Consider the following 26,132-nt stretch of genomic DNA (forward strand, 5'->3'; position numbering starts at 1 on the left):
AGGTTAATTAATTAGCTGAGTATAAAAGTACAGTATTTTTTATAAATAATAATGTTAATAATATCAAGCTATATGTCGAGATTTTCAGCAGACTCAAGCGCATCCTGCATATCGATACCAAGATAACGCACTGTGCTTTCGATTTTCTTATGACCGAGTAACAGCTGAATGGCGCGTAAGTTTTTGTCTCGCTTGTACAGAATAGAAACCTTAGTTCTGCGCATGGTGTGAGTGCCATACAAACCGCTTTCTAAACCGATGGATGACACCCATTTATGGACTATGCGATCATAAGCGCGGGTGCCAAGATGAGGCACAGCGTGTTTTCGTGAAGGAAATAAATAATCATCATATTTTAAATTTGCGAGAGTAATCCATTCGAGCAATGACTGGCGGGTGTGAGCGATGATTTCAAACATTACTGGGGTGCCAGTTTTCTGCTGAACAATACTGGCTCTCGTTAAAATTTCACCAGCTCGCATGACATCTAACACTTTTAAAGCGACTAAATCACAACCTCGAAGCTTTGAGTCAATGGCCAGATTGAACAATGCCAGCTCTTTAGTGTTATTGGCAATTTCAAGTCTGGCACGTATAGACCACACTTCTTGCTGACGAAGTGGTGCTTTTTGGCCGATGATTTTTCCTTTATTCCAAGGTATGCGACGAGCCATGATTTTTATCTCAAAAAGATTGGGCTTATGAGGTTATCGACCCGCTTGTATGAAATTTGACCGCAATTATTAAAGATAATTTACTGAAACGAAGATGAGCATGACGGCTATCCCTTGAAAGCCGTCATTAATGTTTGTTGAGAGGAGTGTCTGCAATTTGGCACATAAGTAATATTCATAAAGTGCGAATACTACATTAGCTCACTTTACTGCAAAAACCGTAACCAATGTCTTCATTGAGTCACCCGTAATCATAACAAAGTACATCTTGCTCTCCACATGCTGCCAGAACTCGGCCTCTTGTGCATATTTTTTGGCTTTTTGGATGGTGACCCTTTCAGGCAACTGGGCTTTAGTTAGCGCAGAACATAGCAACTTTGAGCACAAAGCCTTCCAAGGATGCTTAGGTACACCATCAGAAAGCCGTTCCACAAACCGTTCCAGTGCATGACGAGTCACCACGACAGGTCCAATGTTCGGAACGTTGATGACCTCATCGATTTCTCTCACTGTAGCATTATCGACGCTGTATTCTTCGAAGGAATGTGAGAGCCAATCGTCCCGCTTCTCTACCGAGATCTGTGCTTCCTAGTATCGAGTGAGCAAAAACCTAGTCAGGCTATAAAGTGAATGCTTAGTTGAGCGTTGTTTCTGTAACTTTTTGATAGCTCCTTTACTGACTCGGATTTGAAGCCCATTACCGCTTCGGTTACTCCCCATCACCTCTTTCACTGACAGTAGGTGATGAATAGCATAAAGCTCAGCTGCAATTGGCTTTTGCTGCTCGGGTAGCTTGTCGTATTGCTCACCTAAATCGACCTTTAGCTCACCACCTCTTCGAAGGCCGGTCTTCCAGTAAACCTTAAACTCACCATCAATCTGCTTTGTTAACAGGGTTAATACCATCATGTTTGTTTCTCCTATTGGTTATCTATTTTTCATTCTCCATGTTTTTTCAAATATGCAAGGCGCAAAAAAAGGGGCCGAAGCCCCTTGGATCAGATATGAACTTTAGGAAAGCCCATGGCACCGTAAACATTCAACACATCATTCCAATCCCAACTTTTCACGCCAAGTGACGTTGGTATCGGAGGGATCAACACTTGTGTCAGAATGCCTTTTTGCCAGGCTTTTTTCTTGAGTTCATTCGCTGCATTCAGGCCGGTCTCAGAGAGATCGTGATCTGCCCAGATGTACAGCATTTTCACATTACTTGGTGGTTCAAACCTAGCCAGTAGCGTTGCATTCACAACCGACCAACATGTTTGCCCCGTTGCTCTGGTTACCGCTAGGGCCGTTTCTATACCTTCAGAAACACCTAGTACTTCACCAGGCTCACCTATAGGAATGGCACCACCAGTGATTGTTCTGTCACTTGGTATCGGCATCATCTTTTTAGGCTTTTCAACCGGCGCTTTGAATCCATCTTCACTTAGGTAGATCCGATGGAACGTGGCCGAACGCCCTTGCTGCGTAACGATTTTACCTAGCAGCGCTGGGTAGCTATCGATAAACAGACCATCTTCATCATGGTAAGGCAAGTTTGGATGAAACCTCAGCACCGAATCCCATTCAGGACGAAGCCGGGTAACAATGCCACGACGATGCAAGTAGTTCCAAACTGGTTGCGCACGAGTATCTGCAAGAGATAGCGTTTCTCCCCAGGTTTGATTCAAGCGATGGATAATCGCTTTGTCCTCGTCCTGCTTTCTAGCCTTCCAATCAACAGCGTTACGCGTTATTGCCCGAGAAGGTGCTTGTATTTGTCCGGGTTGAATACCAAGAACTTGGCCAATTGCTTCAATAGACTGAGCAAAGTTCCACCCATTAATCCAAGACAACAGTTCAAAGCCATCATGAAAGATACCGCAGGTATTACAAACGCCACCACCGGTATATTCAGCATCTTTGAACAGCCTAAAGCCATCACGACCCCCATGAACAGGACAAGCCACATGACGGCCTTTTCGAGCAATAGCGGCATCAAGTTCTGGCACCAATGCCGCTAATACTTGAAGCCATTGGCCATTAAGATATGGCCTTACTGTTTCAATTTGTAAAGGTAACGCCATATAACCTCCTTAAGTAAAAAGCCGACTCCTACCACTGGTGGTAAAAGTCAGCTTGGGTCCTACATTAAGCCGTATGGTTAATGCAGGAACGTTAGTCAAGCTGGATACCATGTCGTCTTAATAGCCACATGATGGAATCACGAAGCACATCAGGATCGACAACCGCAGCCATCGCGCAAACACGAAAGCAAAATGGCGCTATTTCGTCATTTTGAATCCACGACAACACATCCTTGCGCAACCGAGTGCTGACACGACCGTCCAGCAATACTCGGATCGCATCCAATAGAATGCCTTCGCGTAACTGCCAGATTTCCGTGTCAGACCAAGTGACTGGGGCATCATCAAACTCAAATAGAAATTCGAGCTGTGATGATGTGTGTTGATGGGACTGCTTTTGTGATGTAGGAGAATGGGCAATGCGCCCATTCATTAAAGATAACCGCGTTCGGCAAGCGAAACGCAGCCCTCGGATGCGACTACGACATGGTCAAGCGTTCGAATATCAACAAGTGACAAGGAGTCACGAAGTCGATGAGTGATGCGTTTATCAGCTTCACTAGGCTCAGGATCACCCGATGGATGGTTATGAACCAGTATCACTGCTGCCGCATTAAGTTCCAATGCCCGCTTTGTTACTTCCCTTGGATACACGCTCGCCGCATCTAAAGTGCCTTTGAACAGCTCTTCAAATCGAATAACGCGATGCTTTGTATCAAGAAACAGCACTCCAAAGACTTCGTGCTCATACTCGTGCATCAGTGTTTGCAGGTATGAGAACGCCGACGATGGCTGTTCAATTTTGCGACCTTTACTCAATCGACCACGAGCAAGCTTGAGCGCCATATCTAATATATCCGCTTCGGTCACCTGCTCAGGAACGATGTAAGTACCGGCTTCTTCGCCAGCTAAGAACTTTTTGTTTTTCATAGGAGTCTCCCCAAAAAAAAGCGGAGACGAACCCATGCCCTGAAGGGGACGGAATCGTCCCCGCAGGGTGGTAAAATTGATGTGGTTACTGAATTAACAGTTGTTGTGTTACTTCGAATAACTCACGCTTCAGATCTTTGACATCATTAATCACGATGCTTTGAGGAAAGAATCTCTCAACACTGCGTGTTTGAATCCCGATCCCCAGCAGCTCAAAGCCACTGCGTCTGCACCGGTCAACAATGTCATGCGTGGCAGCCCAATCATCTGGGTCACCATCCGTTAGCACTATCATTAGCTTTCGCTTCTGTTTTTGTGCTAACAAACTGTTTGCCGCAAACCACATCGCTTGTGCCATAGGCGTACAACCTCGTGGTTTTTGGTCAAAACAGGCGGCCCGATGTCGAACCGATTGCTTGGGCAATAACGCGATAGAAACTTCCTGATGAATACCAGGAAAATAACTGACCGCAGGTACAACACCCGGTATACCTTCCAATGCCATGGATAAAGCCAAAGCGGCTTCATTGGCAACATGAAAGTACTTGCGATTACCTTCGCCAATGGGCTTACCCATTGAGCCCGATATATCGACAAGCAAGTGCACAGCAGCATTGGGCGCAATGCGAGGTTGCCTTTGAATAAACAATCTCGACTCTCCTGCTTGTGAAGCGGCAAGACGATGGGTTGCAACTCGAAGACCGTGCCTTTGGGCATGATTCCGATTGTCCTGACTGGACTGAACCATGCCCCTAAGTCGGGCTCGAATTTGAGCGGACTCAGACGCCGATAAGGTCAAGATGGCCTCATCACCCAACATAGCCTGCTCTGCTTGGGGCAAACTGAGTGGAGTGACGCCCTGATGTCCTTCAGCTTGTTCCGACAACACTTCTGCCACTTGGGCAAAGGTATCGGGTTCAAACTGAGCGGCACTGGCCTCTAAGGCTTGTCGCAAATTGTCAGCTTGATCAGAGTTATCAGAATCACTCGTTTCAGCAGCATCCCCTGTTGCAGACGAACCTGTTTCCGGGGTTTGACTGTCACTACTGCTATTGCTGTCATTACTCGCATCTTGTCCAATGTCATCACCGCCATCAGCATCAGACTCATCCTGTGGTGGACGAGATTCTTCTTCCAACATGGCAACGATGGCATCGACAAGTTTCAGCACTTCACCTGTAGATGCCAGGCTAGGCACTGCTGTCAGCATGGCGCTTAACCGGCTCATCGCTGCGGCAGGAAAGAGTTGTCTCACTCTTTCATCAACAGCTTGATACAAAGGTGTCAGCGCTTTCTGGCCCAGAAAATGGCATCTCAAGCGGAACAACAACCAGGCTTGCAAGTTAGATGCAGGCTCAAGCTGTTCAGGTACACACATTTGCTGTGTGTCCACCATGTACTCAATCACTTGCGAAATACTGCGCCGGGTTCCGGGGTAATCCTTTGCCAATTCGTTTTCAATGCGAACGTCCTCAATGATATTGAGAAGTGCCTTACGGATCGGTTTGGACGACGCCTTCTGCACCATGTCAAAATTAGTATGCCGAATATGCGCCGCTTCATGAGCCAGATAACCCCAAGCAATATGTTGATAGTGTGGGTCGTCTGGGTTTGCTGTTGGGATCACAATCCGCTCACCATCGGTAAACGCATCTTGTCCTTGAATAAGCACCTTCACACCAAACTTTTCGCCATAAGCGGCGGCAACGATTGGCAGTGCGTTTTTTAATGGATGATTCATGGGAGTCTCCTAATCATTAGGGGGAATACTCCCTCAGCGGGAGCGTTTCCCCGCTGGGAATGTAAGTGTTTAAACCTGTGCTTTTAGCTTATCCAGGTCGTATTTTTGACCTAACCAAGCCACCAATTGAGCTGGACTCTCGTGCTGCTCAAATGACGTTTTAAGCTGGTCTAAACTCAGGATGTCATCCAATGTCAGACCGTACTGGTCTTGTAACTGAGTAGACACCTCGTGTTGATATTGCAGCCAGGCCCGCTCATAAGCGGTTTGCTGCAATGCCATGTTTGGAACAAATACCATGGCCGTTACCCAAGCTCCTTGTGCGTCCGCATCTGCGATCAAAACAGGGTTCTTGGGGATCACGACACTATGTGTTGAGTACGACCGTTGTACTAACGTTCGACAACACGCCACTTCTGGTATCGATTCACTTTCAACAGCATCAGTCACACCACGAAAATGCGGTTCAAACTGGTTCAGTTGGCTGGGGTTATGGATGGTTGATTGCATAATTTCCTCTTACATAGTTCAGAGGACATGCGCCCTTAAGGGCAACATGCCCTCAAGGACGTTAGAAATAAAATGAGTTTGGTACAGTCGAACCAAGGTTTGGTCTGACGGTTGGTTGTGGTATTGCACGTAAGTTATCTGCCTGAGCAGATACTGGCTGTGCGGGTTTAGGTTCAGGTTTGGGCATCAGTTGTCTGATATCCAATTGACCTTCACCGTGCATTCTCATCTTGTCTGGATCAGACAAAATTAAAATGGTCGCCATCAGTTCGTGATAGAGATTGTCTGTCACAGGGCCGGTCTTCGGCAGACGAACAAATAAATTGTCCATCGCTTCGACCATCGGCTGAACTCGATGATCCAGGAATGACAAACCATCCAACTTGTCTCTTAACCGTTTGAGAGGGTTAAGGGCTCGCTGACTGATTTGATTCTTACCTGCAACGGAACGCTCAAACAGTTCATTGGCATCACGAGCCACCTCCCTAAAGAGGGTGTGTCCCATACCATTGACCTTGTCATCTAAGCCACCAGCTTGGTCAGCCGGTTGCATTCGATAGATGGCATAATCGAACTGAAGCCGTTGTTCCACGTCTTCGATGGGTGATAATGCACGTCGGATTGCATCTGCAAATTCCGGGTGTTTTGCAACCCAGTCAAACGTCACCTGATCATAGTTGTCCAGGAACAACTGCTTGCACTGCGCAAACTCCTGACCGATTCTGTCAAGCTCTGGAACAATCTGATCAATTCGCTCTTCAGGGACGGCATAGCCACCTAAGAACCGCACACCGACTTGCTCACACAAGCGCTGCGCTTCTTTCTTAAGCCTTTCAAAGTTCGCCAATGCCTCTGGGTCGCAAATTTTTTTACTCCCTAAGCTGGCAACATCCTTCGGTGGAAGTTGGCTGCCATTGGCTAATCTGAAATCTTCAGGCCTTAGTTTTTTTCTACCGCTCCAGATGGAACAGTCGATGTGACAAATCAAAAGTTTGTCGAGGGTTTGAATACTCATAGTGCATCCTCATGCGAGATGGGGACGCACCACTCCCAACAGGAGCAATGGCCCCCTTTTGGGTGGTAGTAGTTGACGCGCTAATGGCAACATCACTATCAGAAATAGTAATTTTGCGAATCAGGCGACGATTGGTTGAGATCGATTTTCGCAGGCATTAAGTCCAGTGCTTCAGCAATCGGGCGAACCCGCTCTAAATCACTGCCTAGTAACCGCAATACATCTTTTTCCAACTTCAGTTGGTCGGATACTTCTATCCCTTCAGGACTCGCTACTGTGAGCGAACACAGAGGTGGTAATTGACGCTTAAAGGCCAGTAACAGCAACAATGGCCACGGGCCATCATCCGTGTTAACAATGCCAGCGCCTTCACCTGACACCATGCTGATTTGATTGGTACTAGGTAATCCGCTTTTGCAAAACCCTAATGACCATTCTCCAATCCTGACCTGGTTATCATCAATAACAGCCAAGCCATAGGCTTCAAGCAGCTTTGCCATATCGAACAACGCTTTTTGCGCCAGCGAGATTTGGCCATTGACGTCCTTGCGAGTACGAAACTCCCAACTGACGTTATTGGCGCACGCGACGCTATCTAGCGCATTTGAGAGTTCAAATGGCCGCCCTTGATGATCAATGCCGACTTGTCCAACAAATCGATAACCCTTGTTGATTTTCTCATTGATTCTTCGGTCTGCTTCAGCGTTAGGATCAGTCGAGTCAATCAATCGCTGCTGCGACAATTGACCGGCTTTTCCAAACCGAACTTCAATCTCCTGGGTGTCTGATCCAACGTAAATGGCCCATTCTTTGGCTGTCCCATCAGAATGACTGTAACGGTAAAGAGCAAAGCAATTTTCCATCATCAATCCTCCCAGTGGTCACCGAAGACATCAGCGGCAATACGGTGAATGGCTTCACGTTGCTCCAACTCAGCACGAGCCGTCAACGACCGAACCAGTGCATACTCCACTGCGTTAGGAGCGCCTTTAAAAGCAAGTGTTAACTTTGCCCAGCGCACCAAGGTCCTAGTGGACATGGTGATACTAAGCTCAGCACCGCCATCCGCGCCCCCAATAAAGAGACGACGAATGTCACCGGCTACTTTCACCATTTTTTGGCGAAAGACTTCTGGCAAGCCCGGCGCAACGTTCTCCAGAATGGCTTCCTCTACAGAAGGCTCTGCATAGGTCGCTTCGATGATTCTAAAGCGATCAAGAAAAGCCAAATTCTGTTGGAGCACACCTTGATACAAGCCCGTTTGGTCACCGCTGCCCGCACTGTTGCCGGTAGCGATAAAACGAAACTTGTTATGTGGCATGATGATCTCACCGCCATTTTGTGCGATGACCAACGGGGCACCTTCCAAAATGTCATTGAGTCCAGCCAGTTCAGCAGGCTCAGCAAGATCCATTTCATTAATGATCAGCAAATGGCCATGCTTTACAGCCAGTGCCAGCGGTCCATACACAAAGGTCATGTTGCCATTAACCAGCGTGTGGTGACCGATAAGATCGGACAACTCCAATCGACCGTGCGCAGTAATTTGCTGAACAGGCCAATTCAATCGAGAAGCAACTTGGCAAATTAGCGAGGTCTTCCCGCATCCAGTGGGGCCTGTAATATACAAACCATCACCGTCGGGGTTAGACAAGAACGCCAATACGTCACGTAAGTCTTCTTTTCTAAAAACATACTCGTCCTTGCGAACGGGAATGTTTGGATGGGTTGTGTCGGCACTAAATCCTTCCAGAACGAAAGCATCAGGAGCCGGGACATTAAACGCTTGATTCACTTGAACCAAAAATGGGGATTGTTCAGTCATGGTAAACCTCATCAGTTTTGACGAGGCCCCATGCCCCAACAGGGAATGAAGTCCCCGTCGGGTGGTGTGTTGATTGTGGTATGGCTGTGTATGTAAGAGTTCAGCTCGCTCTATCATTCGTACCCAGCATTGGCTACGAGTGAAACTGCTTTCTGATGCACTCGATGTAAGTGCATGAGAAAGGAGCCGAAATCGGCTCCAAGTGAACGTTAAAAATAAAATGAGCTCGGCGAGTCACCTGGCAGAACCAAGTTCTCTTGCTCAAGGCTGATTTTGATTGGTGTTTCAACGGGCTGATCTGGCTTATTGGTGCTGATGCGCAACCGCTCTTGTGGCGCTTTTCGGTAAGCTGCTAAAACCTGTTCGTCCAGCTCGCCTAATTTATCGGTGGACAATTGCTTATAGTCCACCGTACCCGCCATCATGTAGCGGCTGAGTTTGACCCCAGCATAGTCGGCATGAGCGTAGTTACCCATCATGGCGACCAATTTTGACTGAGCGTCTCGCATTTCCTCTTTCAAAGATTTAATGTGATTTTCCAGTCGGACCACTTCGGCATGTGCTGAGCAATACTGCCGAGACAGCGATGTCCAGCGGTATTGGGCTTCACCCTTGGGAACAAAACAATCTTGTTCAGGGCATTTTGACGGTTCTTTTTTGGTCTGTACTAACTCCCAAAACTGAAGCGCCGTTTCTTGCAACTCAGTTAAGAACGCCGCGTCTCGTTGTATTTCAAACTCAATCAGTTGATCCTCAAAATAGAAAACTAACCAACCACGCGTGCTATTGGCGACCAGTATTTGATGCTGTACCTGCACCCAATACAACTGGTACGCCTCGCTTTGTTCTCTGTGAGCTTGCACATCCTCAAAAACTGACTGGCAAGGACATTTCAGTTCAACAGGTTCGCCCGCATCGTTGATGCCATCAAAGCTGGCTCGAAAGATTGCGTTATGATCGGCTTCTGCACATAACGGCAGAAGAAAGTCATTATGCGCATTCTCAAATGCTCGCCTTGCTTGAGGCTCCAACCGAATACCGCGAAGCACATTAGGATTATTCGACAGGTCTTCTGGTAATACGAATCCGGTTTTTTCTGCCCATAATCGCCAAGGTGTTTTGTAGGGTGAACGCCCCATAATAATTGGGGCTTCAGATGCCGTAACCCCTGCAATGCGCCACTGGTGCCATGCAGGAGTACGTTGTGATAGGTCGATAACCTTCATATTGCCTCCTTTGAGGGGAGACTCCCCCGAAGGAGAGTACTCCCCTTCAGGGTTAAGTGGTTACTTTGCAGCTTGTGCTAACGCTGTTTGGTGCTGAACAACACTTGCTTGAAGCGAATCAATTGCCGCTATACCGGCTTGAATCGAACCTACGACAAGGGCAACAACCAATACGAAGCGAAAAAGTGAGGCTGATTTAGTCATGGAAGATCTCCAAAAAAAGACGAGACCTTCCCCCTAACGGGAGAATAATCCCGCCAGGGTTAGTAGAATGAATGCGTGGCGCTAAGAAGCTAAAGGCTGTGTGAGCGCTTTGGCTGCTTGTTGCTGTGTATTAAATATTTCTTGTTTCGCAAACGTCAGTTCAACACCTTGAAAATGTTCATTGGCATATTCCAATGCACTATTCCATGCGTTTGAAGCTTCCGCCCGCTCGATAAGCTTGTAAACAAGCCCTCGGGTACGATCATCAACTTGCTCGGGTGGAATCACAGATGGCTCAACAACGTGTGTTGCTTGGCCTTCGATAATTCGCTCTGCTTCGTCTTGATCGAAAATTCCCACAAAGCCAAACGCAATGCGGGAACACTGGATCATGGATTTATGTCTTAGCATTCGCTTCGTGTGCGTTTGCCATGGTCCATCTACCCGGTAAGGGCCATTTTTGCCGTTACCTTCAAAAGGCGGTCGATAGACTTCATCCAGATACTCAGTGATTTTGACTGGGTGCGAACGGTCGCGCCGGTAGATGATGCATTCCATCCATTCCGGGCATTCTTTCGCACCATCCAGTGAGACTTTGTTTTCTGAAGTCTTAAACTCCATGCCATCAAACTGGTCGTGTTGATTAATGATGCGAGACCATCCATCGACACCTACCACTGGAATAATCCCAGCTTGTTTATCTGGGAACGCAAAAATCTCTTTGGTGAAAGGGTTCAAGCCGTACTGATCTGCAACCACCAAGAGCGCCATCATCTGCTCATTGGTCGGTGCACTACCGTCACGTTGCTTGAATGCTGTTGCTTTTAAGGTATCGAACAATTTGTTTGGATCGACACTAAAGCGCTCAGCAAAGCGTTGGATTAGCTTTGGTTTTTCCATTGTGGACTCCGACAATCAAAGTGGGAGTCTGCCCCTGACGGGAAAGTACTCCCGGCTGGGTTAAAGCGTTTTCGCTCGGTTAAAAATCTGGTTCAGGATAAGTTTGTGCCCAATTAGCTTGGGAGCCCGCATCATCCGCCGGTGATGGCTCAGATGCTTTGTTCACACTATCAAGAAGCAGAAACTCGTCCGCGTCCACTTCGGTCAATCGATGCTTAATGCCATCTTTCTCCCATGAGCGCGTGCGCTGAGGCCCTTGAACAAAAAGCTTCGCTCCTTTTTGGATTAAATCTTTTGCCCTTAGCCCTAACTTAAATCCACCACGATCTCGAAAAACAACCCGATGCCATTCCGTATGCTCTTTGAGCTCATTGGATTGACGGTCGCGCCATTTCTCAGAAGTGGCCAGCGAAATGCTGGTCACCAAATCACCTGATGGATAGGCTCGCGTCTCTGGCTCAGCGCCAACGTAGCCTATGAGTGTTACTTGGTTTTTCATGATGTTCTCCTCGTCTTAGTTGAACTCTGTGCACACAGTCGCTTCTACCCGGCTGGGCAAAGAAGACTGACGACGCAGATAGGTTGGTATTTCGAGTAAAGCCATGTCGTACTGATGTGGCTCTTTGTAAAACGCAGATGTCAAACGGGGCATACCAGGAGCTTTAGGCACTGCCATTGGACGACGTTTTGGTGTTGGTGTGAGCAATCGCTTGATTTGAGTAAGTACAAATCGAAACGGGCGCACGCTTTGACGAGCAACCAATCGCAAAAGCGACCAGCTCAGTTTTGCAAGCAACATAATGCCTGCGACTTGGATAATAAATCCGAAGATATATTCCATTGGTGACTCCTTAATTAGGTTGTGAAGGAGTCTCCCCCAACTGGGGAAAACTCCCCCAGTTGGGTGGTGAAAAGGCGAACCGCAAGGAACGCATGGTTGAGCATGTAAAAACATGCAGGCTATTTGTTTAAGGAGGCTAGCTACCTCTTAGTACCACTGAGAAAACTCAGCGGCGGGCTTCCTTTGAGCTCATGCTCTCAGGCGCAGATATCACTGAAACAGATCAGCAATATTTGATAGTCAGTGTAACCGTCTTATCCAGACAGGATAGTTAGAAAGATGCTCAATTCTTCCACCTAGCTGAAAGGCCATTACCTCACAGAGGATTAGGCTAGGGACTGATTATTGTCATATCAGGAGCAAACTTATGGCCCAAGCAAAACCCAATTACTCAAAACCCATCTTTGAACAATCATTCACAATTAATAGCTTACAGGCGCAACGTGTCGTTGACCGTGTTTTTAGACGGACGGTCAGTGCGCTCTACGGAATCGATGTCATCCTACGCATCATTGGCGATGAGAACGAAATTGATGAAGTGGAACAGATCATTAGCCATCTGATCGAGGATTGCGCTAAGGCGGTAGACAACGAACAAGCTCGTTTGGACAAATTGATGGAGTCCAACGGCATCGATGAAGTACCTGACTACACCGACCCGATAACCTTCAACGCAAAAATAAGCTCGCCCCAGGTTGGTCAGTTTGTTGGCTTAGTGCGCAAACTCGATGCGTTGATGATCTCAATGGACACACTCTGGTTATCTAGCGTGCTTAGCAACAAGCAACGTGTTGATGGCAACTACGCATGGCAACAGCGCATTATCAAACTTGCACGACGCATTATTGATATCGAAATTCGAGCACGAAAATCAGCCCAAGCTAAGGGTAAAGAAGCTGAAGTTGAGCAAGCGGTGCCTTCTACCGATGACGATATCACTGAAGAGGAAACAGATAACCCCGCCAACTAGGCTCCCTCAACCAGCCCCTCTCGAAGGGGCTTTTTTAACTCAGATAGTATCCCAAAACTCTCTGTTACTTCTCAAGTGTAATTACAGTTGACTTAAAATGTAATGATCATTACTATAACTGTAATCAACATTACTTATGAGTATCAGCAATGCAAATTGAACTATCGCAAGAAACTTACCTTCGCCTTGGTAAACACGTAATAGGATTTGAGACACCGGATAACGTTATCTGTAGGCTTCTTGATTTCTATGAATCCAGAACGGTGACTGGAAAACCAGAATTGGTATTTATTCCAAGTGAAGATGAATTTAGACAATGCTTGATAAATCAAAAGCAAGCTTGGAAGGTTTTTCAATATGCTGATGGCCGAGTCTCAACTGAAGAATGGTCGGCTCAGCAATTTGGAGAGCATTCTAACCTTAAAGCCAATATTTGGTCTGGAGCCTTGAGAGGCTGGAAAAATAAAGGAATCGTTAGATTAACATTGACGACAGAAATGCCTGAGGGTGAAGCTTTTAGATTGTTAAAACATTCAGAGGATGTGGATATGGTGGAGCTACGAGTTGGAAAATTGGTTAAAGAACACATTGATGCAATTATCGGTTTTTGCAGCCAAACAGCAGAGCATTTAGAGTTATTGAAAAACATTGACTGGTGCAAAGAACACTTTGGTATATCTTTCCCATTGATCATGATTTCAACGGAAGCGTCCAAAAATTATCATGAAAGGTATTGGGTCAAAGAGTATTCAATTAATGGTCAATCATACCGTTTCTGTAGTCAGTTTGGAGGCAATAACGCAGTAGGGACTAAAACATTGTCTGAATACCATGGTGAGAAATTTCTAGCTTACTTAAAAAAATTTAATTTACTAAATCCAGCTTATACGGATCAGCAAATTCGTTTTATTGTAAAAAGTTAAGAGAAATTTATGAATGCGTTTGAGGCAATGAGTGAACTAGCTTCACAAGAAAAATGGTGCTGGAATTTAAACTGTACCACCTGTGGTCAACTTCATTTTCGATTTGGTCTAGTTGAACTAACTCGGGGTAAACACCCTCTTGAAGATAATTGGTTGGTGAAAAAACAAAAAACAAATTACTCAGTTAAAATTGGGCAATTCCCCTATACTTTTACTCCAGAACAACAGCGTAAAATAGTTGATATCTGCATAACTGCCGACCTAGTAAAGATTTCAAAAAACTGCGTATTTCCTGATTGGCTTGGGTATCTTGGTCTAGTATTAACATTTACAAAAAGTGATCCTTTGCTATACAAGAAGCTTTGCACAGTCTGGTCAAGTCAACTAGCAAGAATGGTTCGAACGGATTCACTTATTTATAAAAAGCTTAACGATGCAGCATTAGGAGTTTCCGTTTTAGACATCAAAGATCTAGAGCATTGTGAGAATAACATCATTTCTCAACATAAATATTTTGCTAGGGTTTCTAGTCGCTGATATTTGCACTTAAAAAATCATATCCGCATCAAGTATTGAAACATCCTAGAAGAAAAATCATAGCAACCACAAAGCGCTAAAATGGTTACCTTAAGGCGCATTTTGCTCATTAAAGTAACCAATATGGAACATTATTGGCGCAGCTTTTTTATAAGGACGAGCTCAATTATTCCCCGAAATTTCTTCCGTTGCCTCCTGGCGTAATTTCTGAGCATCCATTCCGTTTAGCCTCTCAATAGCTCTTTCTGCGGCACTCTGACGATTTCCATCCACGTTTAGCGTACTTCCTGAGCCTGTGAGTCTTTCCAGATCCAGTGACGGTACTTCGGGTAGGTTGCCCGTGATCGACAAGATACCTATCCATTCATCCAGATTGACTTGGCTCCAATCCACCTGGTTTAACTGACTCGCGGTCAATCCTTCACAGTTGGGAGATTTCGCACTGCCCCAGCCAAGGCCCAATTGCGGACGCACTTGCTCTTGAATGATCCGTGAAAGCGGCGAAGTAAAGCAGCAATATGATTGCCGTTTCTCAACACAGGCACCTAAGAACTTAGACTTGCAGTAAGAGCCCACATAGTGGCAACTCTTCAATACCCGCTTAGCGTTCATCTCAAACTCACTCTGCTCACATTTCCAGATAAGCTGAATGAGGATCATGGTGACTGAGTAAATCATGTAGGCCGTCATAACCGTACTCAGAACCGCGCCCGCAGCGCCACCCAGCGCAAAGTTACCACCCGATACAACACCATCGGCTCCAACCGCGCCACCAACGTTACTAAACAGTGCCGATTGCGCCCCCGAACCAAAGGTAGAGCCTACCCACTCAGCCGTTTTGTTGGTCAACACCTGCATAAAGCCAGTCGCAGCTTGCTCCGCTCCCGCGCCAGCAGCCGTTGATGGCCCAGCCCCCATGAGAGAGTCCCATGCAGACACAAAAGGCTCTTTAACCGCACTCCAGGTACTCGTGATCGGTTCCCTAAGCGTATTCCACGAACCATAGATTGCAGAAGACGGATTCATGGCCATGACTGCCGTATCAAGCTTGTTAACCGCCACTATCATCGTGATGTAGTCCGATAACGACACGCCACTTGGCTTTTCACAGCAATCCACTATGCCACCAACGGCTTTTTTGCACTGGCCAGCATTACCTTTAAAGACCGTACACTCGACGTTATCTTGGCCATCAGCTCCCGTACATGACATATCATTGGTCATAAACTGCGCAGCATTGAGCATCGCAGCGGCCTCTGCAAAGTTAGCCTGCTTGATTGACTCTGGCTCTAAACAATCTGTGCCCATACAGCGAACTGGGCCCTCACAGTTGAATTGAGTTTCCATTCGTGCATTTTGCACTTCAACGCTTTGTCCACAGTCATACACCAAACTTTGGATATAGCAGAAGCCTTCATGACCAGCCCCGCCTTCAGTGCATTCGGTTCTGACATACTGGCAGGCAGGGTTTTGCTCTAGCGCGGCACACGTATTGGTGGTCGTGTTTTGTCCGTTATTGACGATGGTTTGTGTATTACCATTGGCATCTACCCAGCTATCTGAGCTGCCCATGTTGAACTCTGGATGAGCAGTCGAAGCATTGTAGGTTGCTCTTGCCCTCCAGCATGAGAGTCCCAGTCCATCAGAGCTGCCGCGACTGGTTAAATGAGCAGGAGACGAAACAACAGCCGGATAAAGACTTCCAAGCTTCGCCAACTCGCTACTACCAACCGTTAACCCGTCGATTCGTTTTGTGCCCGTATCCAAACACTGCCACTGCACCGCAGTAAACTGATCCGTTTGCATCAAGCATTGGTCTATGCCGGGATCACTTGATTGATGAACAACGTCCTGCTCTAAGTACTTGCCAGAGAAGGTCATGGAAGCGCTCAGTTTCGCAGGAGCCAAGCACTTCTGAACTTCTCGGCTGCAAGTGTCGAAATCGACTTTGTTCCAGCCGGAATCGCATCTGGAACGAGTGACCTCCTGGGGTTCATGCCACGAAATAATCGACCCATTAACGACTTTACACAATGAGCCAACCAAGGTTCCTTTTGGACAGGTCATTTCAGGGTATTTAATGGACGGTTTCGTCTCAGTCACCGTCTCCTTATTGCCCGTCAATGAGAGTGTCGTTTTCCAGCCATTTGCCTTGGATGGCAACTCGGTGATTTTTATCTCAGTATTTTGATTATCAAAAATCCTCAGCGTAGCGTTTCCAGTTTGCATAGTACTGCTGTGCTGTGGAACAAAACTGAGCGTTTCGGAGCTAAAGCAACCACGCTCAATGGACCAGCTTTGTTGATGGGTTTCAGCGGATACACGTCGCTCTAACTGACACTCAGTAAGCGTGCTGATCTTCTCGCACACCTGGTAATCCGGTACATGCTTGGTTTCAGTAAATGGCGTAATCGTCTGAGTAGGCTCACAGGCCTCAAAACTACTCGGCATAAGATTGGATACCACGCACTTTGGATCGCTGGTTTGCAATCCACAGTCATAGGTATCGGTAAAACGAATGCATTCACCTCTATCATTGGTTTCGGCACATTCTGACGACATGAAGCCACAGGAAGGGTTCGCTTCAAGCACTTGGCAGGCCTGATTTTCAATCCCCTTATAGCTTTCATCATCCACACTAACTTGTACACGCCGACACAAAGGCGATATGCCAGCCACTGGGCTTGGGGCAAAGTAGGATTCACAAACTGAAACACCATTAACCACCGTACATCCGTTGGTTGAAGAAGGCTGATCCGTGCATTGAATGCTGTAGTCTGAAAACTTAGCTGGGATATCCGCTGCTTGTTCGATACAGGATTGTGGCGACCAACTATCATTCATCACCACCTTGGTTGGATCAAAGTGCACCTTGATGCGTGCATACCCCTCACCACTACCCGTAACCGATACGCGAATTTTTATCGGCACTTCTAAACCGGGCTCTACCGCTTTTAGCTTGGCAGTGAGATCGGTATTTGGATTGCGCTCCCAACTGGTACTGAGCTCGCAGCGACCTGCCGTTTCTGGTGGAAAGTTATTGTTCGGCCCAGACCAGACTTTCTGATCGCCAAGCCACACTTGCATGTAGTCATCCCATTTGGCGTACTCAAGAACGGCTGAGGTAATCGCATCGGGGTTCACAACTTTGAGTGTGATGGCCTGTTCGAACACTTTACAACTGCCACTCCAGTAGTTGTCACCAATTCGTCCTATCCAAACTTCAAGACACCCCTCACCACAAGAGCGAAGGTTCATCGGTCCAGAAACATGTTCAATAATGCCTGCCGTGTAATCGTGAGTAATAGTGCAGCTGTTAACCGCTGTATTGAGCCTGTCACATTGCTGGTAGTTTGGACTGCCTTCACCTTGAGACTCACAGCCGGGGAAGCTTTGCGTTAATAGATTTGGGTCAGTTTGAACCGCATCAGTTAATGCCCAAAGGGGATCATTGACCATATCTGGCCGCGACCGGTCTTTGATTTGCTGTAGCGAGCGAAACGCCTCACCCGTAACGCCACTTTCGGATGCCATGCTCTCTTGGCGCTGCGTCCCCAATTGATTCATGCTGGCATCAGAGCCATAAACGCCCGTTAAGACATCCAATGAGCCCTGATCCATACCAGGGAAAAGCTCTTGCAAGTTAATCGTCTCATTTCCACTGCCATTCGGCACCGACAATGTATTGCCATTGAGTGCGGGCATCGTCCAGTTTTGCAGTAATTGCTTACCTTCTTGTTGTCCGCTTAAGCCGGATTGGCGCTGCACATCAGCGGCCACACCATGTAAGGGCAAGCACGCCATAGTGATTGATAAAACACCCGCTAAAACTCGGGTAAAAAGTGTTGGTTTCATGGTTAACCTCCCGAGTTACAGCAGTCTTGCCAGCGCCACAAAATGTAGAGCGCATCTTCACCGGCACCGGGGATCGTTCGCCACTCTCCCCATTTCATGGTGCTTTCACCGATGACATGCGCACTTTCAGTTTCCGGTACAGGGAAGAACATACTCATCTTGTATTGGGATTTCGGTAGCATGGGTTCGATAACAGGTCGGCATAGCGCACTGTTCCCCATTGTTCGCCTAGCAAGACCACGCCTGTGTTGAGCCGCGATTGCACGCGCCGCTAAATGGCTGGTATTTTCAGCTAATGAGCCAAAGGCTAAGGTGTGGCCAGATAACGGGTAGAGATGGCCCCAACTGCCAGCACACCAAAACAACTGGTCGATGGGTTTACCAAGCGTTGATGAAGCAGCGTCAGCGGTACAAGCTGATATAGCCAATGGATTGGCAACGGCAGCCGCTTCAGGCTGAGTAAAAAAGGCCAGTTCATCGTTCAGCCATGTTGGGTCCAATTCCGACAAATACATCAAGTCAAAGTCCATGTAACCATCGGCATTGCAATTGCCATCCATGAACAAATCGAGCATGACCAAAAGCGGAAAGGCATAATAATGGTAATGGTAGAAAGCAAGATCACCGGTATCGTATTCACCCTCACCGTGACCACCTTGCAATCGCCTATCACCTAACGGTAAGCGAATCCCTCCCAGTGAAGGTGAACAACCTGGCGTTCTGACCAGTTCAATTAAACGCGCTGGCTCCCACATACTGGTAACAATACCTGGCCTTGGCACGCCTAAGTTGTCTTCACATAAGCAAAATGACTTATTTGATGCGCCGCTTGGGACATTGCCAGAGCCAAGAGGAAGACCGGCAACCCGGATAGGAAAAATGCATGACCAGCAAACATCCGTCAGCAACTTGCCGGACAATAACCCCGAGTCTGGGCAAGTCAATTCGGCTTTTGCAGGAATAGATGCGCTTAGGGCAAACATGACAACGAGAGTCCGCATCAGGCGATACGTATTATTGAGCTTTTGCATGAACAAGCTCCTTTGCTGGAATTTCTTCTATTTCAAACGCGAGTCCCTTTGCTTGAACAAACGATGGGGTGACTTGCAAATCAAAGCGCTGCTTTAGCGAGGCATTGAGAAGATAAACCGGACTGTCCAATGTCTTTTCGAGCGCATTGAGGCTATTCCAACCTTGAGCACGGTCGAGCTGCGTGGTGATAAGCGTAATGCGGCGCAGCGTCCTATCTTGGCCCTCAAGCCAATGCGCTACTGCGTCCACTTCTTCAGCGTTCGACGCATTAAACACCACGAGCTGCTGAGTAAATGGCAAGGCTTTGAGCGGGTTAACACGCGTTCCTGCTGGGATCAATGTTCGGCCATTGGCATCCAATAGTGGCCGCTGCATGACGATGGTTGGATCAACCGTTCTTATCCGATACTGCGTGGCTTTGGGTAACTCAGTAAATGTTTGGCGAGACCAGAAACGCTCAATGGCTTTTTTCTTTAACGCTCCCAAGTCAATCGACTGTAAACGCTGCATCGCTACTTGCATCAAATCCGGTTCTAAAATCGAATGAATAGGACCGCGTTGACCCAATGAACCGGTATTGCCTGTTTCAATTTGACGCTGCAACCAGTCCTTGCTGTAAACCCCTAGTGCACTTGCAGTCACCTTGTCATCTTCTATGCGGAAAATGGCAGGCACGCTAGTCACCCGCCAGTGTACAAAGGCTTTCGGGTCGATTCGAACCTGAGGAACAGGATCAAGCCCTGTCATCAGGGTATGCCAATCACGGATAGCTGCCCCCAAGGTCTTTCCTTCAGGAATTCCCCGAAACAACACAATAGCGCCGGTAGCACTGGCCTCTTTAAATAGCTGCTTCAGTGAGGAATCTCCCAGTGAGGACGACGCAAATATCAACCATTCATCGTCGTGTTTGAGCGACGCAGGTTGTTCAATCGGTGAAAAAGGCTCGATAAATTCAGATGAACCATCCACAGCACTTTGTAAAATGCTGCGGCTCATTTCGACGATCTTTTTGTCCTCGTCAGACAACGGATAAGGCTCTTGTGCCCAGGACACTTGCACCCAAGCCAATGGAGCAACCAACAAAAATAAGAGGCATAGTCTTCTCATCATCCACCTCCTACCAAAGCGGCCAAGCGCGACCGACAATCTGCTCGCGCTTAACGGCATTCCAATAACGGGAGTCGAAACTCGTTGCGGCCTCACCAGAAAACCAATACTCGTTTTCTTGCAGCGTCAATGAGCGGCTAAATTCTGTTTCAGCCACACCAAGACGCTGGGCTAATGCCATGCCGGTAGAGACTTCAGCACCGTTCACCAGCACATGCTCAGGCGTCACCTTGACTTCATCCCCTGGCATCCCTGTTAGGCGTTTCAGCATCCGAGTACCGTCGTTATATAACGGAGCGAGTCCTTTTGAATGGAAGGCATACAAACCATCCTTAACGGGCTCTTTATTCCATAAGTCAATCAGATACACCGTGGTATCAGGCAGACAGCGCTCTTGCTGGGTATCAATACCTATTCGGTAGCGCATCATGGCGTAGGTGCCTACCAAGGCCATGATTAACGCAAGAACGGTCAACCGAATGAGATATGGCCGCCAAGGCATTCTTTTACGGAGTATCTGCATGAGACACCTCCTTTGAGCCTACTGGCACGAAAACAGAATCATCAGCGCCAACCACCGCTTGGGCATCCAGCACGATAAAACCGGCTGCTTTTAACTTTTCAATTTGCTGATTGGTCTGAAGCAACCTGGATTCGATGTCTTGTTCGCTGGCATTAGGACCCAGTGACAACACCGCATCCCCAAAATCCACGACTGCAATGGGCGTACTTAACGCCAACTGGCTGTGGATGGGTTCGAGTGTTTTCATTAAGAGCCAGCTGGTCATTAAACCGCTACCAGCAATAGACAAAGTAATAGAGGCCATAAATGGCCAAAGCGTGGACTTATTCATAGCCTCGCTCCTTCAACAACTGAGAGATGGCATCAGCAACAGAAAGGCCTTTGCGCGTTAACTGCTTAATCGCGTTTACATCTTCTGCACGGGACGAGTACAACAGCTTGTGAAACGGATCGACGATAAGGCGGCCAATCCCGGTGCCCATTTCGGTAATAAAGAAAATTTCGGAATAGACACCCGTGACGGTATGAACGGTTTTCAGGTATTCGTAGCCGCCTTCACCTAGTGGCAAGCGACCTTCTTTTTTGAGTGCGTTGATGGTTTCAGCTTTTTGGCCAAGCAGGTACATATTGGCCGAGTTTTCAGCGATGGCTTTACCTGTTGGGCTGTCATACAAATCGTTGACCGACTGCGTTACCGTTACAGCACTGCCGCCATATTTTCGAAATCGACGGTAACCCGTCTCGATGAACTTACCGACATCACCTTGAGTCAGCAGATCCCAAGCTTCGTCAATGAACACAATCTTGCGTCGATCCCGCTCACCTAAGTACATCTCTTGTTGGATTTGGTAGATAAGCTGAAGCAACACCACTTGTTGTAGATGCTTACGCCCCTTGAGTTCTTCTAACTCCAAAACGGTGAAACGGTTTTTGAAGCGAATATTGTTGTGGCCATTAAAGAAGCGGCCATATTCGCCCTTTGTCGTAAACGGATAGAGCTGCTCACCCACGTCTTGCACACGACGGTCTTCATGATTTTTTAAAGCCTCTGCCACATCATCAACTAACATGGCACGACCTTTTTTCTCCCACAGTTCACGTGTCTGACGCTTTAGATTGGCCATCTGAAAATCGGTTAATGACTGCGTAGGTGCGGCCATTGCGGCCAATAACCCAACCAGTACATCCGCTTCTTCGTCATAGTCCTCAACGATTTCAAACGGATTTAAGCAAATGCCACTGTCCCGCCCGAACTGTAAGAACTCTCCGTCATAGACTTCACACAGCTTTTCATAAGAGCGGCCAACATCAATCACCCAGCATTGCCCGCCTTCAGATAAGTAGGAAGAGATGATTTCGTTCACCAGGAAAGACTTGCCCGACCCTGATTGCGCCGCGATGCAACAGTTGTAATTACTGCCTGAGTCATAAAGGGACACACTCATGATCTGGCCATTGCGGGAAACAAAGTTAATCACCGGCGTGCCCGTGCCTTTCCAATCTGCAAACAAAGGCAATAGCGGGATCACATGCCGTGTCGCCATGGTCTTGAATCGAAACAAGTCGTTCATCGCCTGGCGATCAGCACCAAATGGCAAGGCATTCAGGAAAATGGGCAAACAGAAGTACTTGTCTTCCATCAGCTCAAATCCGAGTTCTTTGAAGTAAGTTCGAGCATTTGAAACAGAGCTGATGGACGCCTCTTCCGTCGGTGAAAACAGCGTTAAGGTCATGTTTGCCCGAATAGGACGATCACCTTCTTGCAAGGCTTCAAAAAGAACATCAAATCCCTTTTTCTTGGCTGCAAGCACCGGCACAAACTTGAGCATCGGGCCATAAGCCTGATTGACCGCCCATTGACGCTTCGTCTCTAAACGAGATCGCATCGCCTCAGCTGAAGGAAAGTGAATGGTGACATTCAGCAAAAAGCTGCCGCGTAAACCGCGACTGCCCGTCATCATATCGCCCGCAAAACTTGCGGCATGACCAAACCAGATCCGCTCAGGCAAGCGCTTAAACGATAAGGTTTTAACTCGGTAATCACCCAGCATCAGACCTTGGCTATCCACCTTGATAGCTCGGTCATAATCCAACACTTGCTCTCGAAGTGGTTTATCTGCCTCACTTCGAATTGGAGATGGATTACGCCAAGAAGCATCTTTTCCCCAGTTAAGCTGCGCACTTAATGCCGCGAGCCAGTTTCGGTCAGTCATCTCAGAGACGCGAAAACCAACCGTTGCCAGCGCTTGCGAGAAAGAAGCCCGAAGCGCGGATGCTCGACTCAACTCACGCTCCGTCGGTATAGGACTTTCCAAAGGCAATTTGCAGGTGACGATCAGTTGAAAGTTGCGTACCTGAGTCTGGGTCGATTCTTCTATCGGTTGAACCGTGCCCCCATCGAGGAAATCCGCACGTTTGCGAATCGACGCCCTGAGCAATGGATCGGATTGACGATGCCTTAAGCCCATCATGCGCTGAAGGTCGGTTTGAATATCAGGCGAGGCGTACAGGCCAAATTGCAGCAAAGTGTCTTTTGGCCAGTCGTTGTTGAGTAGAACATTAACCCTGTCTGCAACAGACTCATCACCACCAGGCAATGGGTCACATAGAAATCCAAAACCAACACTTTGGTCTTCCATGAAAAACAGTTGCTCATCGTCCGAATAGGCCAATACTGGCAAGAGCTCTGAAGCGCGTTGCCCTGAATACAGAGAGGCTTTCATTAACGCCCCTCCAACCAAGCAGAAAGATCATAAGGACGGCCTCGACTGATGCGACCATCATTGGCGACGATGAAAGGCACACCTTGAATGCCCAGGATTTGAGCCGTCACCAAGGTACGCTGCATTGGCTCTAAGTTGCAGGCATCATCCTGTTCTAGGTTACCAATCCGGCCATTGAGCAATGCATCGGTGGCCGCTTTCTTGTCACGCGCACAGCCAAGCTGGCGAACCTGACGCTCTGAATCAGGACCAAGCACTGGCACAGGGAGTATTTGGAAGGTGTATTCTTTGGTTAGCGGTAAAGCTTGTTTCAAAAGCTCATGGCAGTGCGGGCATCGTGGGTCAACAAAGACCACCACTTTCTTTTTGCCTTCGCCCAGCGTCAGTGGGTTCAAATCATCCATTTTTAAGCCAAGACGACTTAAGTCCAGCGTGTTCCCCGCTTCACGAATTTCTTCAAGACTGGTAAGCGGCTTTTTCGACCAGGCATCATAGAGCGTGCCATCAATGACGAACCGGCCACTGTCTGACATGAAAACAATACGGCCATTGCTTTCGACCGCTTTCATACCCGTGACAGGTAAAGAAACCATGCCGTCAATTCTGCCAACGGGCGACACTTCAGACACAGGTTCAGCTTGAACCAATGGAGACAGCGCAAGCGCCAGAATAATTGGAGATAGTTTTCGCATGAGGAGTCCTCGTTAATGTAAATCGAGGCTCCAGTCTATGCAGTTGTCCTATGTGGACTCGGTTAGATAGATTGAAGAATTGGATGCCTTGCTAGGGTGCCACTTGTTGTTACGCACTATTAGTTCAGATATAGCTTTCATTCTGGCAGCCTTACAGGCTTCCCCCAATTCATCTAGTTTATCTAAATCCGCTTTTTCACACTCTGGGTGTTAAAATTCATCACAGTGTAAACTAACCAAGTCCTTTTAATACCCCCAGAGGTCAAGTTGACAAATTTGACACCTTTTAGCGTCATTATTGTACACTTGCGCCCCATAAAAAATAAGTCTACACTTATGACATGTTTAAGTGTCATCCTTGATAACTAGAGGCGTATTGTGAAAAAGGCTGAGGCAATTAAAAAGCTCTTAGAATATGACAAGCGTGGTCGCTGTGTTTTTACTAATTCAGATCTGGCGAAAATCTTTCATCAAGATAATGAACGAGCATTGCGTGCGGGAATTAAACGTTTGCAAGACGATGGCTTACTCACCCGAATCATTAATGGTGTGTACTTATACAATTTAGCGCAGTCGAAAGGCAGCGATACGTTGGAGCAAATTGCTAAAACCATTCGGCGTGGAGAATATAACTACATTAGCCTAGAGTCTGCACTTTCTGATTTTGGAGTTATTTCGCAAATTCCAGTAGATCGCTTAACTGTTATGACAACGGGACGTTCCGGTGAATTCAAAACACCTTTGGGTACAATTGAATTTACGCATACGAAACGAGATCCAATGGATATTTTAGAAAATACCAGTTTAGTCGGCAGACCGCTTAGGTTAGCAACGAAACAAACTGCATACAGAGACTTAAAACGAGTTGGCCGAAATACACATTTAGTAAGCAAGGATGGGCTATATGAAAATTGATCAAGAAAATTTCGCGCAATTGGTAAATAAAGCAATGCAGGTTGAAAATGTATCTCATATGCGCTCAGTGATAGAGAAAGAGCTCTTACACTACGATATTTTATTTGCGCTAGAGAAAGGTGGACTTCTAGACAAACTAACTTTTCAAGGTGGCACTTCATTGCGCCTTTGTTATGGCGGCAATCGTTTCAGCGAAGATCTGGATTTTGCTGGCGGGAAGGATTTCAGCTCAGCGATGCTGGCAGACATGAAACATTGTATAGAAAAGTACATTGGCGAACGATACGGGCTTGAAGTGACAGTAAAAGAACCAAAGGATCTAAAGCAAGATCCTAAATATTCTGAATTGAGCATTGATAAGTGGCAAATAGCTGTAGTGACTTCTCCTGAGAGAAAAGATCTGCCAAAACAAAAAAATCAAAGTAGAAGTGGCAAACATTCCAGCCTATACAAGAGAGCCCCAACCTCTTCAAATAAACTATGATTTTTTGCCTGATGGATACAGTGATACGCTAATTTTGACAGAAAGCTTGGATGAAGTCATGGCGGATAAAATCATTTCCTTGCCTGCCACTACAAGGTATGTCCGCCACCGAGATATATGGGATTTAGCTTGGTTACAGCAACAAGGCGCGACACTCAATATGGACTTAGTTAAAAACAAGGTGTCAGATTATAAACTTGAGCACTTCAACAAAATGTTGGATAACTTTCTCGACCGACTTCCTGATATTGTATCTAGTGAAGCGCTCATTGCAGAAATGAAACGTTTCTTACCAACAGATGTATTTGATAGAACCCTAGCTCAGGATAAGTTTCAAGTTTACCTGCAAAATACTTTGGCGAAACTATTTAAAACTGTGAGTAACGAATTACTAGGCAACGTTACTAATAATGAGTTTAGAATGTAAAAAATT

The 26,132-nt window shown here is 47.0% G+C and carries 29 protein-coding genes; 6 read left to right on the forward strand and 23 right to left on the reverse strand.

Features of this window, described 5'->3' with window-relative positions; genetic code table 11:
• Positions 1 to 68 precede the first annotated feature (68 nt).
• The 16 genes from GPLA_RS10940 to GPLA_RS11005 all read right to left on the reverse strand — a co-directional run bounded on the left by GPLA_RS10940 (position 69) and on the right by GPLA_RS11005 (position 11,938).
• Positions 69 to 674, reverse strand: a complete 606-nt coding sequence (locus tag GPLA_RS10940) for a tyrosine-type recombinase/integrase (RefSeq protein ID WP_007104980.1) — start codon at positions 672 to 674, stop codon at positions 69 to 71.
• Positions 675 to 875: 201 nt separating this feature from the next.
• Positions 876 to 1,136, reverse strand: coding sequence for a hypothetical protein (locus GPLA_RS24390; RefSeq protein ID WP_456095264.1), 261 nt, complete (start codon positions 1,134 to 1,136; stop codon positions 876 to 878).
• Between the two features lie 126 nt (positions 1,137 to 1,262).
• Positions 1,263 to 1,583 (reverse strand): hypothetical protein, encoded by a 321-nt coding sequence (locus GPLA_RS24395; protein ID WP_007104982.1) that lies wholly within the window; start codon positions 1,581 to 1,583, stop codon positions 1,263 to 1,265.
• 89 nt (positions 1,584 to 1,672) lie between these two features.
• Complete coding sequence (locus tag GPLA_RS10950) at positions 1,673 to 2,746, reverse strand: DUF7146 domain-containing protein (protein WP_007104983.1); 1,074 nt, start codon at positions 2,744 to 2,746, stop codon at positions 1,673 to 1,675.
• Between the two features lie 91 nt (positions 2,747 to 2,837).
• Positions 2,838 to 3,179 (reverse strand): hypothetical protein, encoded by a 342-nt coding sequence (locus GPLA_RS10955; RefSeq protein WP_007104984.1) that lies wholly within the window; start codon positions 3,177 to 3,179, stop codon positions 2,838 to 2,840.
• A complete protein-coding gene (gene radC / locus GPLA_RS10960) occupies positions 3,179 to 3,676 on the reverse strand; it encodes a RadC family protein (RefSeq protein ID WP_007104985.1) in 498 nt (165 codons plus the stop codon). The genes GPLA_RS10955 and radC overlap by 1 nt, the downstream gene beginning before the upstream one ends.
• A gap of 85 nt (positions 3,677 to 3,761) precedes the next feature.
• A complete protein-coding gene (locus GPLA_RS10965; RefSeq protein WP_007104986.1) occupies positions 3,762 to 5,417 on the reverse strand; it encodes a nitric oxide reductase activation protein NorD in 1,656 nt (551 codons plus the stop codon).
• 69 nt (positions 5,418 to 5,486) lie between these two features.
• Positions 5,487 to 5,927, reverse strand: coding sequence for a hypothetical protein (locus tag GPLA_RS10970; RefSeq protein ID WP_007104987.1), 441 nt, complete (start codon positions 5,925 to 5,927; stop codon positions 5,487 to 5,489).
• A gap of 61 nt (positions 5,928 to 5,988) precedes the next feature.
• Complete coding sequence (locus GPLA_RS10975; protein ID WP_007104988.1) at positions 5,989 to 6,942, reverse strand: DUF3150 domain-containing protein; 954 nt, start codon at positions 6,940 to 6,942, stop codon at positions 5,989 to 5,991.
• 98 nt (positions 6,943 to 7,040) lie between these two features.
• Positions 7,041 to 7,805 (reverse strand): hypothetical protein, encoded by a 765-nt coding sequence (locus GPLA_RS10980; protein ID WP_007104989.1) that lies wholly within the window; start codon positions 7,803 to 7,805, stop codon positions 7,041 to 7,043.
• A 2-nt stretch (positions 7,806 to 7,807) separates the two neighbouring features.
• Positions 7,808 to 8,767: an AAA family ATPase gene (locus GPLA_RS10985; protein WP_007104990.1), complete on the reverse strand. Its 960-nt coding sequence runs from the start codon at positions 8,765 to 8,767 to the stop codon at positions 7,808 to 7,810.
• Between the two features lie 209 nt (positions 8,768 to 8,976).
• On the reverse strand, positions 8,977 to 9,993 hold the full coding sequence (locus GPLA_RS10990; RefSeq protein WP_007104991.1) for a YqaJ viral recombinase family nuclease: 1,017 nt from the start codon (positions 9,991 to 9,993) through the stop codon (positions 8,977 to 8,979).
• Between the two features lie 60 nt (positions 9,994 to 10,053).
• Positions 10,054 to 10,197 (reverse strand): hypothetical protein, encoded by a 144-nt coding sequence (locus GPLA_RS23710; RefSeq protein ID WP_007104992.1) that lies wholly within the window; start codon positions 10,195 to 10,197, stop codon positions 10,054 to 10,056.
• An 81-nt stretch (positions 10,198 to 10,278) separates the two neighbouring features.
• Positions 10,279 to 11,097, reverse strand: a complete 819-nt coding sequence (gene bet / locus GPLA_RS10995) for a phage recombination protein Bet (RefSeq protein ID WP_007104993.1) — start codon at positions 11,095 to 11,097, stop codon at positions 10,279 to 10,281.
• A 79-nt stretch (positions 11,098 to 11,176) separates the two neighbouring features.
• On the reverse strand, positions 11,177 to 11,596 hold the full coding sequence (locus GPLA_RS11000; protein ID WP_007104994.1) for a single-stranded DNA-binding protein: 420 nt from the start codon (positions 11,594 to 11,596) through the stop codon (positions 11,177 to 11,179).
• A 15-nt stretch (positions 11,597 to 11,611) separates the two neighbouring features.
• Positions 11,612 to 11,938 carry a hypothetical protein gene (locus GPLA_RS11005; protein ID WP_007104995.1) on the reverse strand — a complete coding sequence of 109 codons (327 nt, stop codon included), beginning with the start codon at positions 11,936 to 11,938 and terminating at the stop codon, positions 11,612 to 11,614.
• 367 nt (positions 11,939 to 12,305) lie between these two features.
• Between GPLA_RS11005 and GPLA_RS11010 the strand changes: the two genes are divergently transcribed.
• The 3 genes from GPLA_RS11010 (at position 12,306) to GPLA_RS11020 (ending at position 14,368) form a co-directional block, all read left to right on the forward strand.
• Entirely contained in the window at positions 12,306 to 12,908 is a 603-nt protein-coding gene (locus GPLA_RS11010) for a hypothetical protein (RefSeq protein ID WP_007104996.1), read from the forward strand.
• 149 nt (positions 12,909 to 13,057) lie between these two features.
• Positions 13,058 to 13,831, forward strand: a complete 774-nt coding sequence (locus tag GPLA_RS22965; RefSeq protein WP_051997667.1) for a hypothetical protein — start codon at positions 13,058 to 13,060, stop codon at positions 13,829 to 13,831.
• A 9-nt stretch (positions 13,832 to 13,840) separates the two neighbouring features.
• Entirely contained in the window at positions 13,841 to 14,368 is a 528-nt protein-coding gene (locus tag GPLA_RS11020) for a hypothetical protein (protein ID WP_007104998.1), read from the forward strand.
• A gap of 162 nt (positions 14,369 to 14,530) precedes the next feature.
• On the opposite strand, the gene traN is transcribed toward GPLA_RS11020, so the two are convergent.
• Genes traN through GPLA_RS11055 form a run of 7 tightly spaced genes read right to left on the reverse strand, consistent with a single transcriptional unit; the run spans position 14,531 to position 24,300 of the window.
• Positions 14,531 to 18,223 carry a conjugal transfer protein TraN gene (traN, locus tag GPLA_RS11025; protein WP_007104999.1) on the reverse strand — a complete coding sequence of 1,231 codons (3,693 nt, stop codon included), beginning with the start codon at positions 18,221 to 18,223 and terminating at the stop codon, positions 14,531 to 14,533.
• 2 nt (positions 18,224 to 18,225) lie between these two features.
• Positions 18,226 to 19,254, reverse strand: coding sequence for a TraU family protein (locus GPLA_RS11030; protein ID WP_040514474.1), 1,029 nt, complete (start codon positions 19,252 to 19,254; stop codon positions 18,226 to 18,228).
• Positions 19,238 to 20,362 carry a TrbC family F-type conjugative pilus assembly protein gene (locus tag GPLA_RS11035; RefSeq protein ID WP_040514475.1) on the reverse strand — a complete coding sequence of 375 codons (1,125 nt, stop codon included), beginning with the start codon at positions 20,360 to 20,362 and terminating at the stop codon, positions 19,238 to 19,240. The genes GPLA_RS11030 and GPLA_RS11035 overlap by 17 nt, the downstream gene beginning before the upstream one ends.
• 10 nt (positions 20,363 to 20,372) lie before the next feature.
• A complete protein-coding gene (locus tag GPLA_RS11040; protein WP_015066570.1) occupies positions 20,373 to 20,885 on the reverse strand; it encodes a S26 family signal peptidase in 513 nt (170 codons plus the stop codon).
• Positions 20,869 to 21,216 (reverse strand): hypothetical protein, encoded by a 348-nt coding sequence (locus GPLA_RS11045; RefSeq protein ID WP_007105003.1) that lies wholly within the window; start codon positions 21,214 to 21,216, stop codon positions 20,869 to 20,871. Before GPLA_RS11045 ends, GPLA_RS11040 begins: the two co-directional genes overlap by 17 nt.
• Complete coding sequence (gene traC / locus GPLA_RS11050; RefSeq protein ID WP_007105004.1) at positions 21,209 to 23,608, reverse strand: type IV secretion system protein TraC; 2,400 nt, start codon at positions 23,606 to 23,608, stop codon at positions 21,209 to 21,211. Before traC ends, GPLA_RS11045 begins: the two co-directional genes overlap by 8 nt.
• Positions 23,608 to 24,300: a DsbC family protein gene (locus GPLA_RS11055; protein WP_007105005.1), complete on the reverse strand. Its 693-nt coding sequence runs from the start codon at positions 24,298 to 24,300 to the stop codon at positions 23,608 to 23,610. The genes traC and GPLA_RS11055 overlap by 1 nt, the downstream gene beginning before the upstream one ends.
• Positions 24,301 to 24,678: 378 nt before the next feature.
• Between GPLA_RS11055 and abiEi the strand changes: the two genes are divergently transcribed.
• Genes abiEi through GPLA_RS24205 form a run of 3 tightly spaced genes read left to right on the forward strand, consistent with a single transcriptional unit; the run spans position 24,679 to position 26,126 of the window.
• The gene (abiEi, locus tag GPLA_RS11060; RefSeq protein ID WP_007105006.1) at positions 24,679 to 25,215 is read left to right on the forward strand and encodes a type IV toxin-antitoxin system AbiEi family antitoxin; all 537 of its coding nucleotides are present in this window, start codon (positions 24,679 to 24,681) and stop codon (positions 25,213 to 25,215) included.
• The gene (locus GPLA_RS24200) at positions 25,205 to 25,699 is read left to right on the forward strand and encodes a nucleotidyl transferase AbiEii/AbiGii toxin family protein (protein ID WP_264370820.1); all 495 of its coding nucleotides are present in this window, start codon (positions 25,205 to 25,207) and stop codon (positions 25,697 to 25,699) included. Before abiEi ends, GPLA_RS24200 begins: the two co-directional genes overlap by 11 nt.
• Complete coding sequence (locus GPLA_RS24205; protein ID WP_264370821.1) at positions 25,644 to 26,126, forward strand: nucleotidyl transferase AbiEii/AbiGii toxin family protein; 483 nt, start codon at positions 25,644 to 25,646, stop codon at positions 26,124 to 26,126. Before GPLA_RS24200 ends, GPLA_RS24205 begins: the two co-directional genes overlap by 56 nt.
• The last annotated feature ends 6 nt before the right edge of the window (positions 26,127 to 26,132 follow it).

The organism is Paraglaciecola polaris LMG 21857 (assembly GCF_000315055.1).
Classification (GTDB): Bacteria; Pseudomonadota; Gammaproteobacteria; order Enterobacterales; family Alteromonadaceae; genus Paraglaciecola; species Paraglaciecola polaris.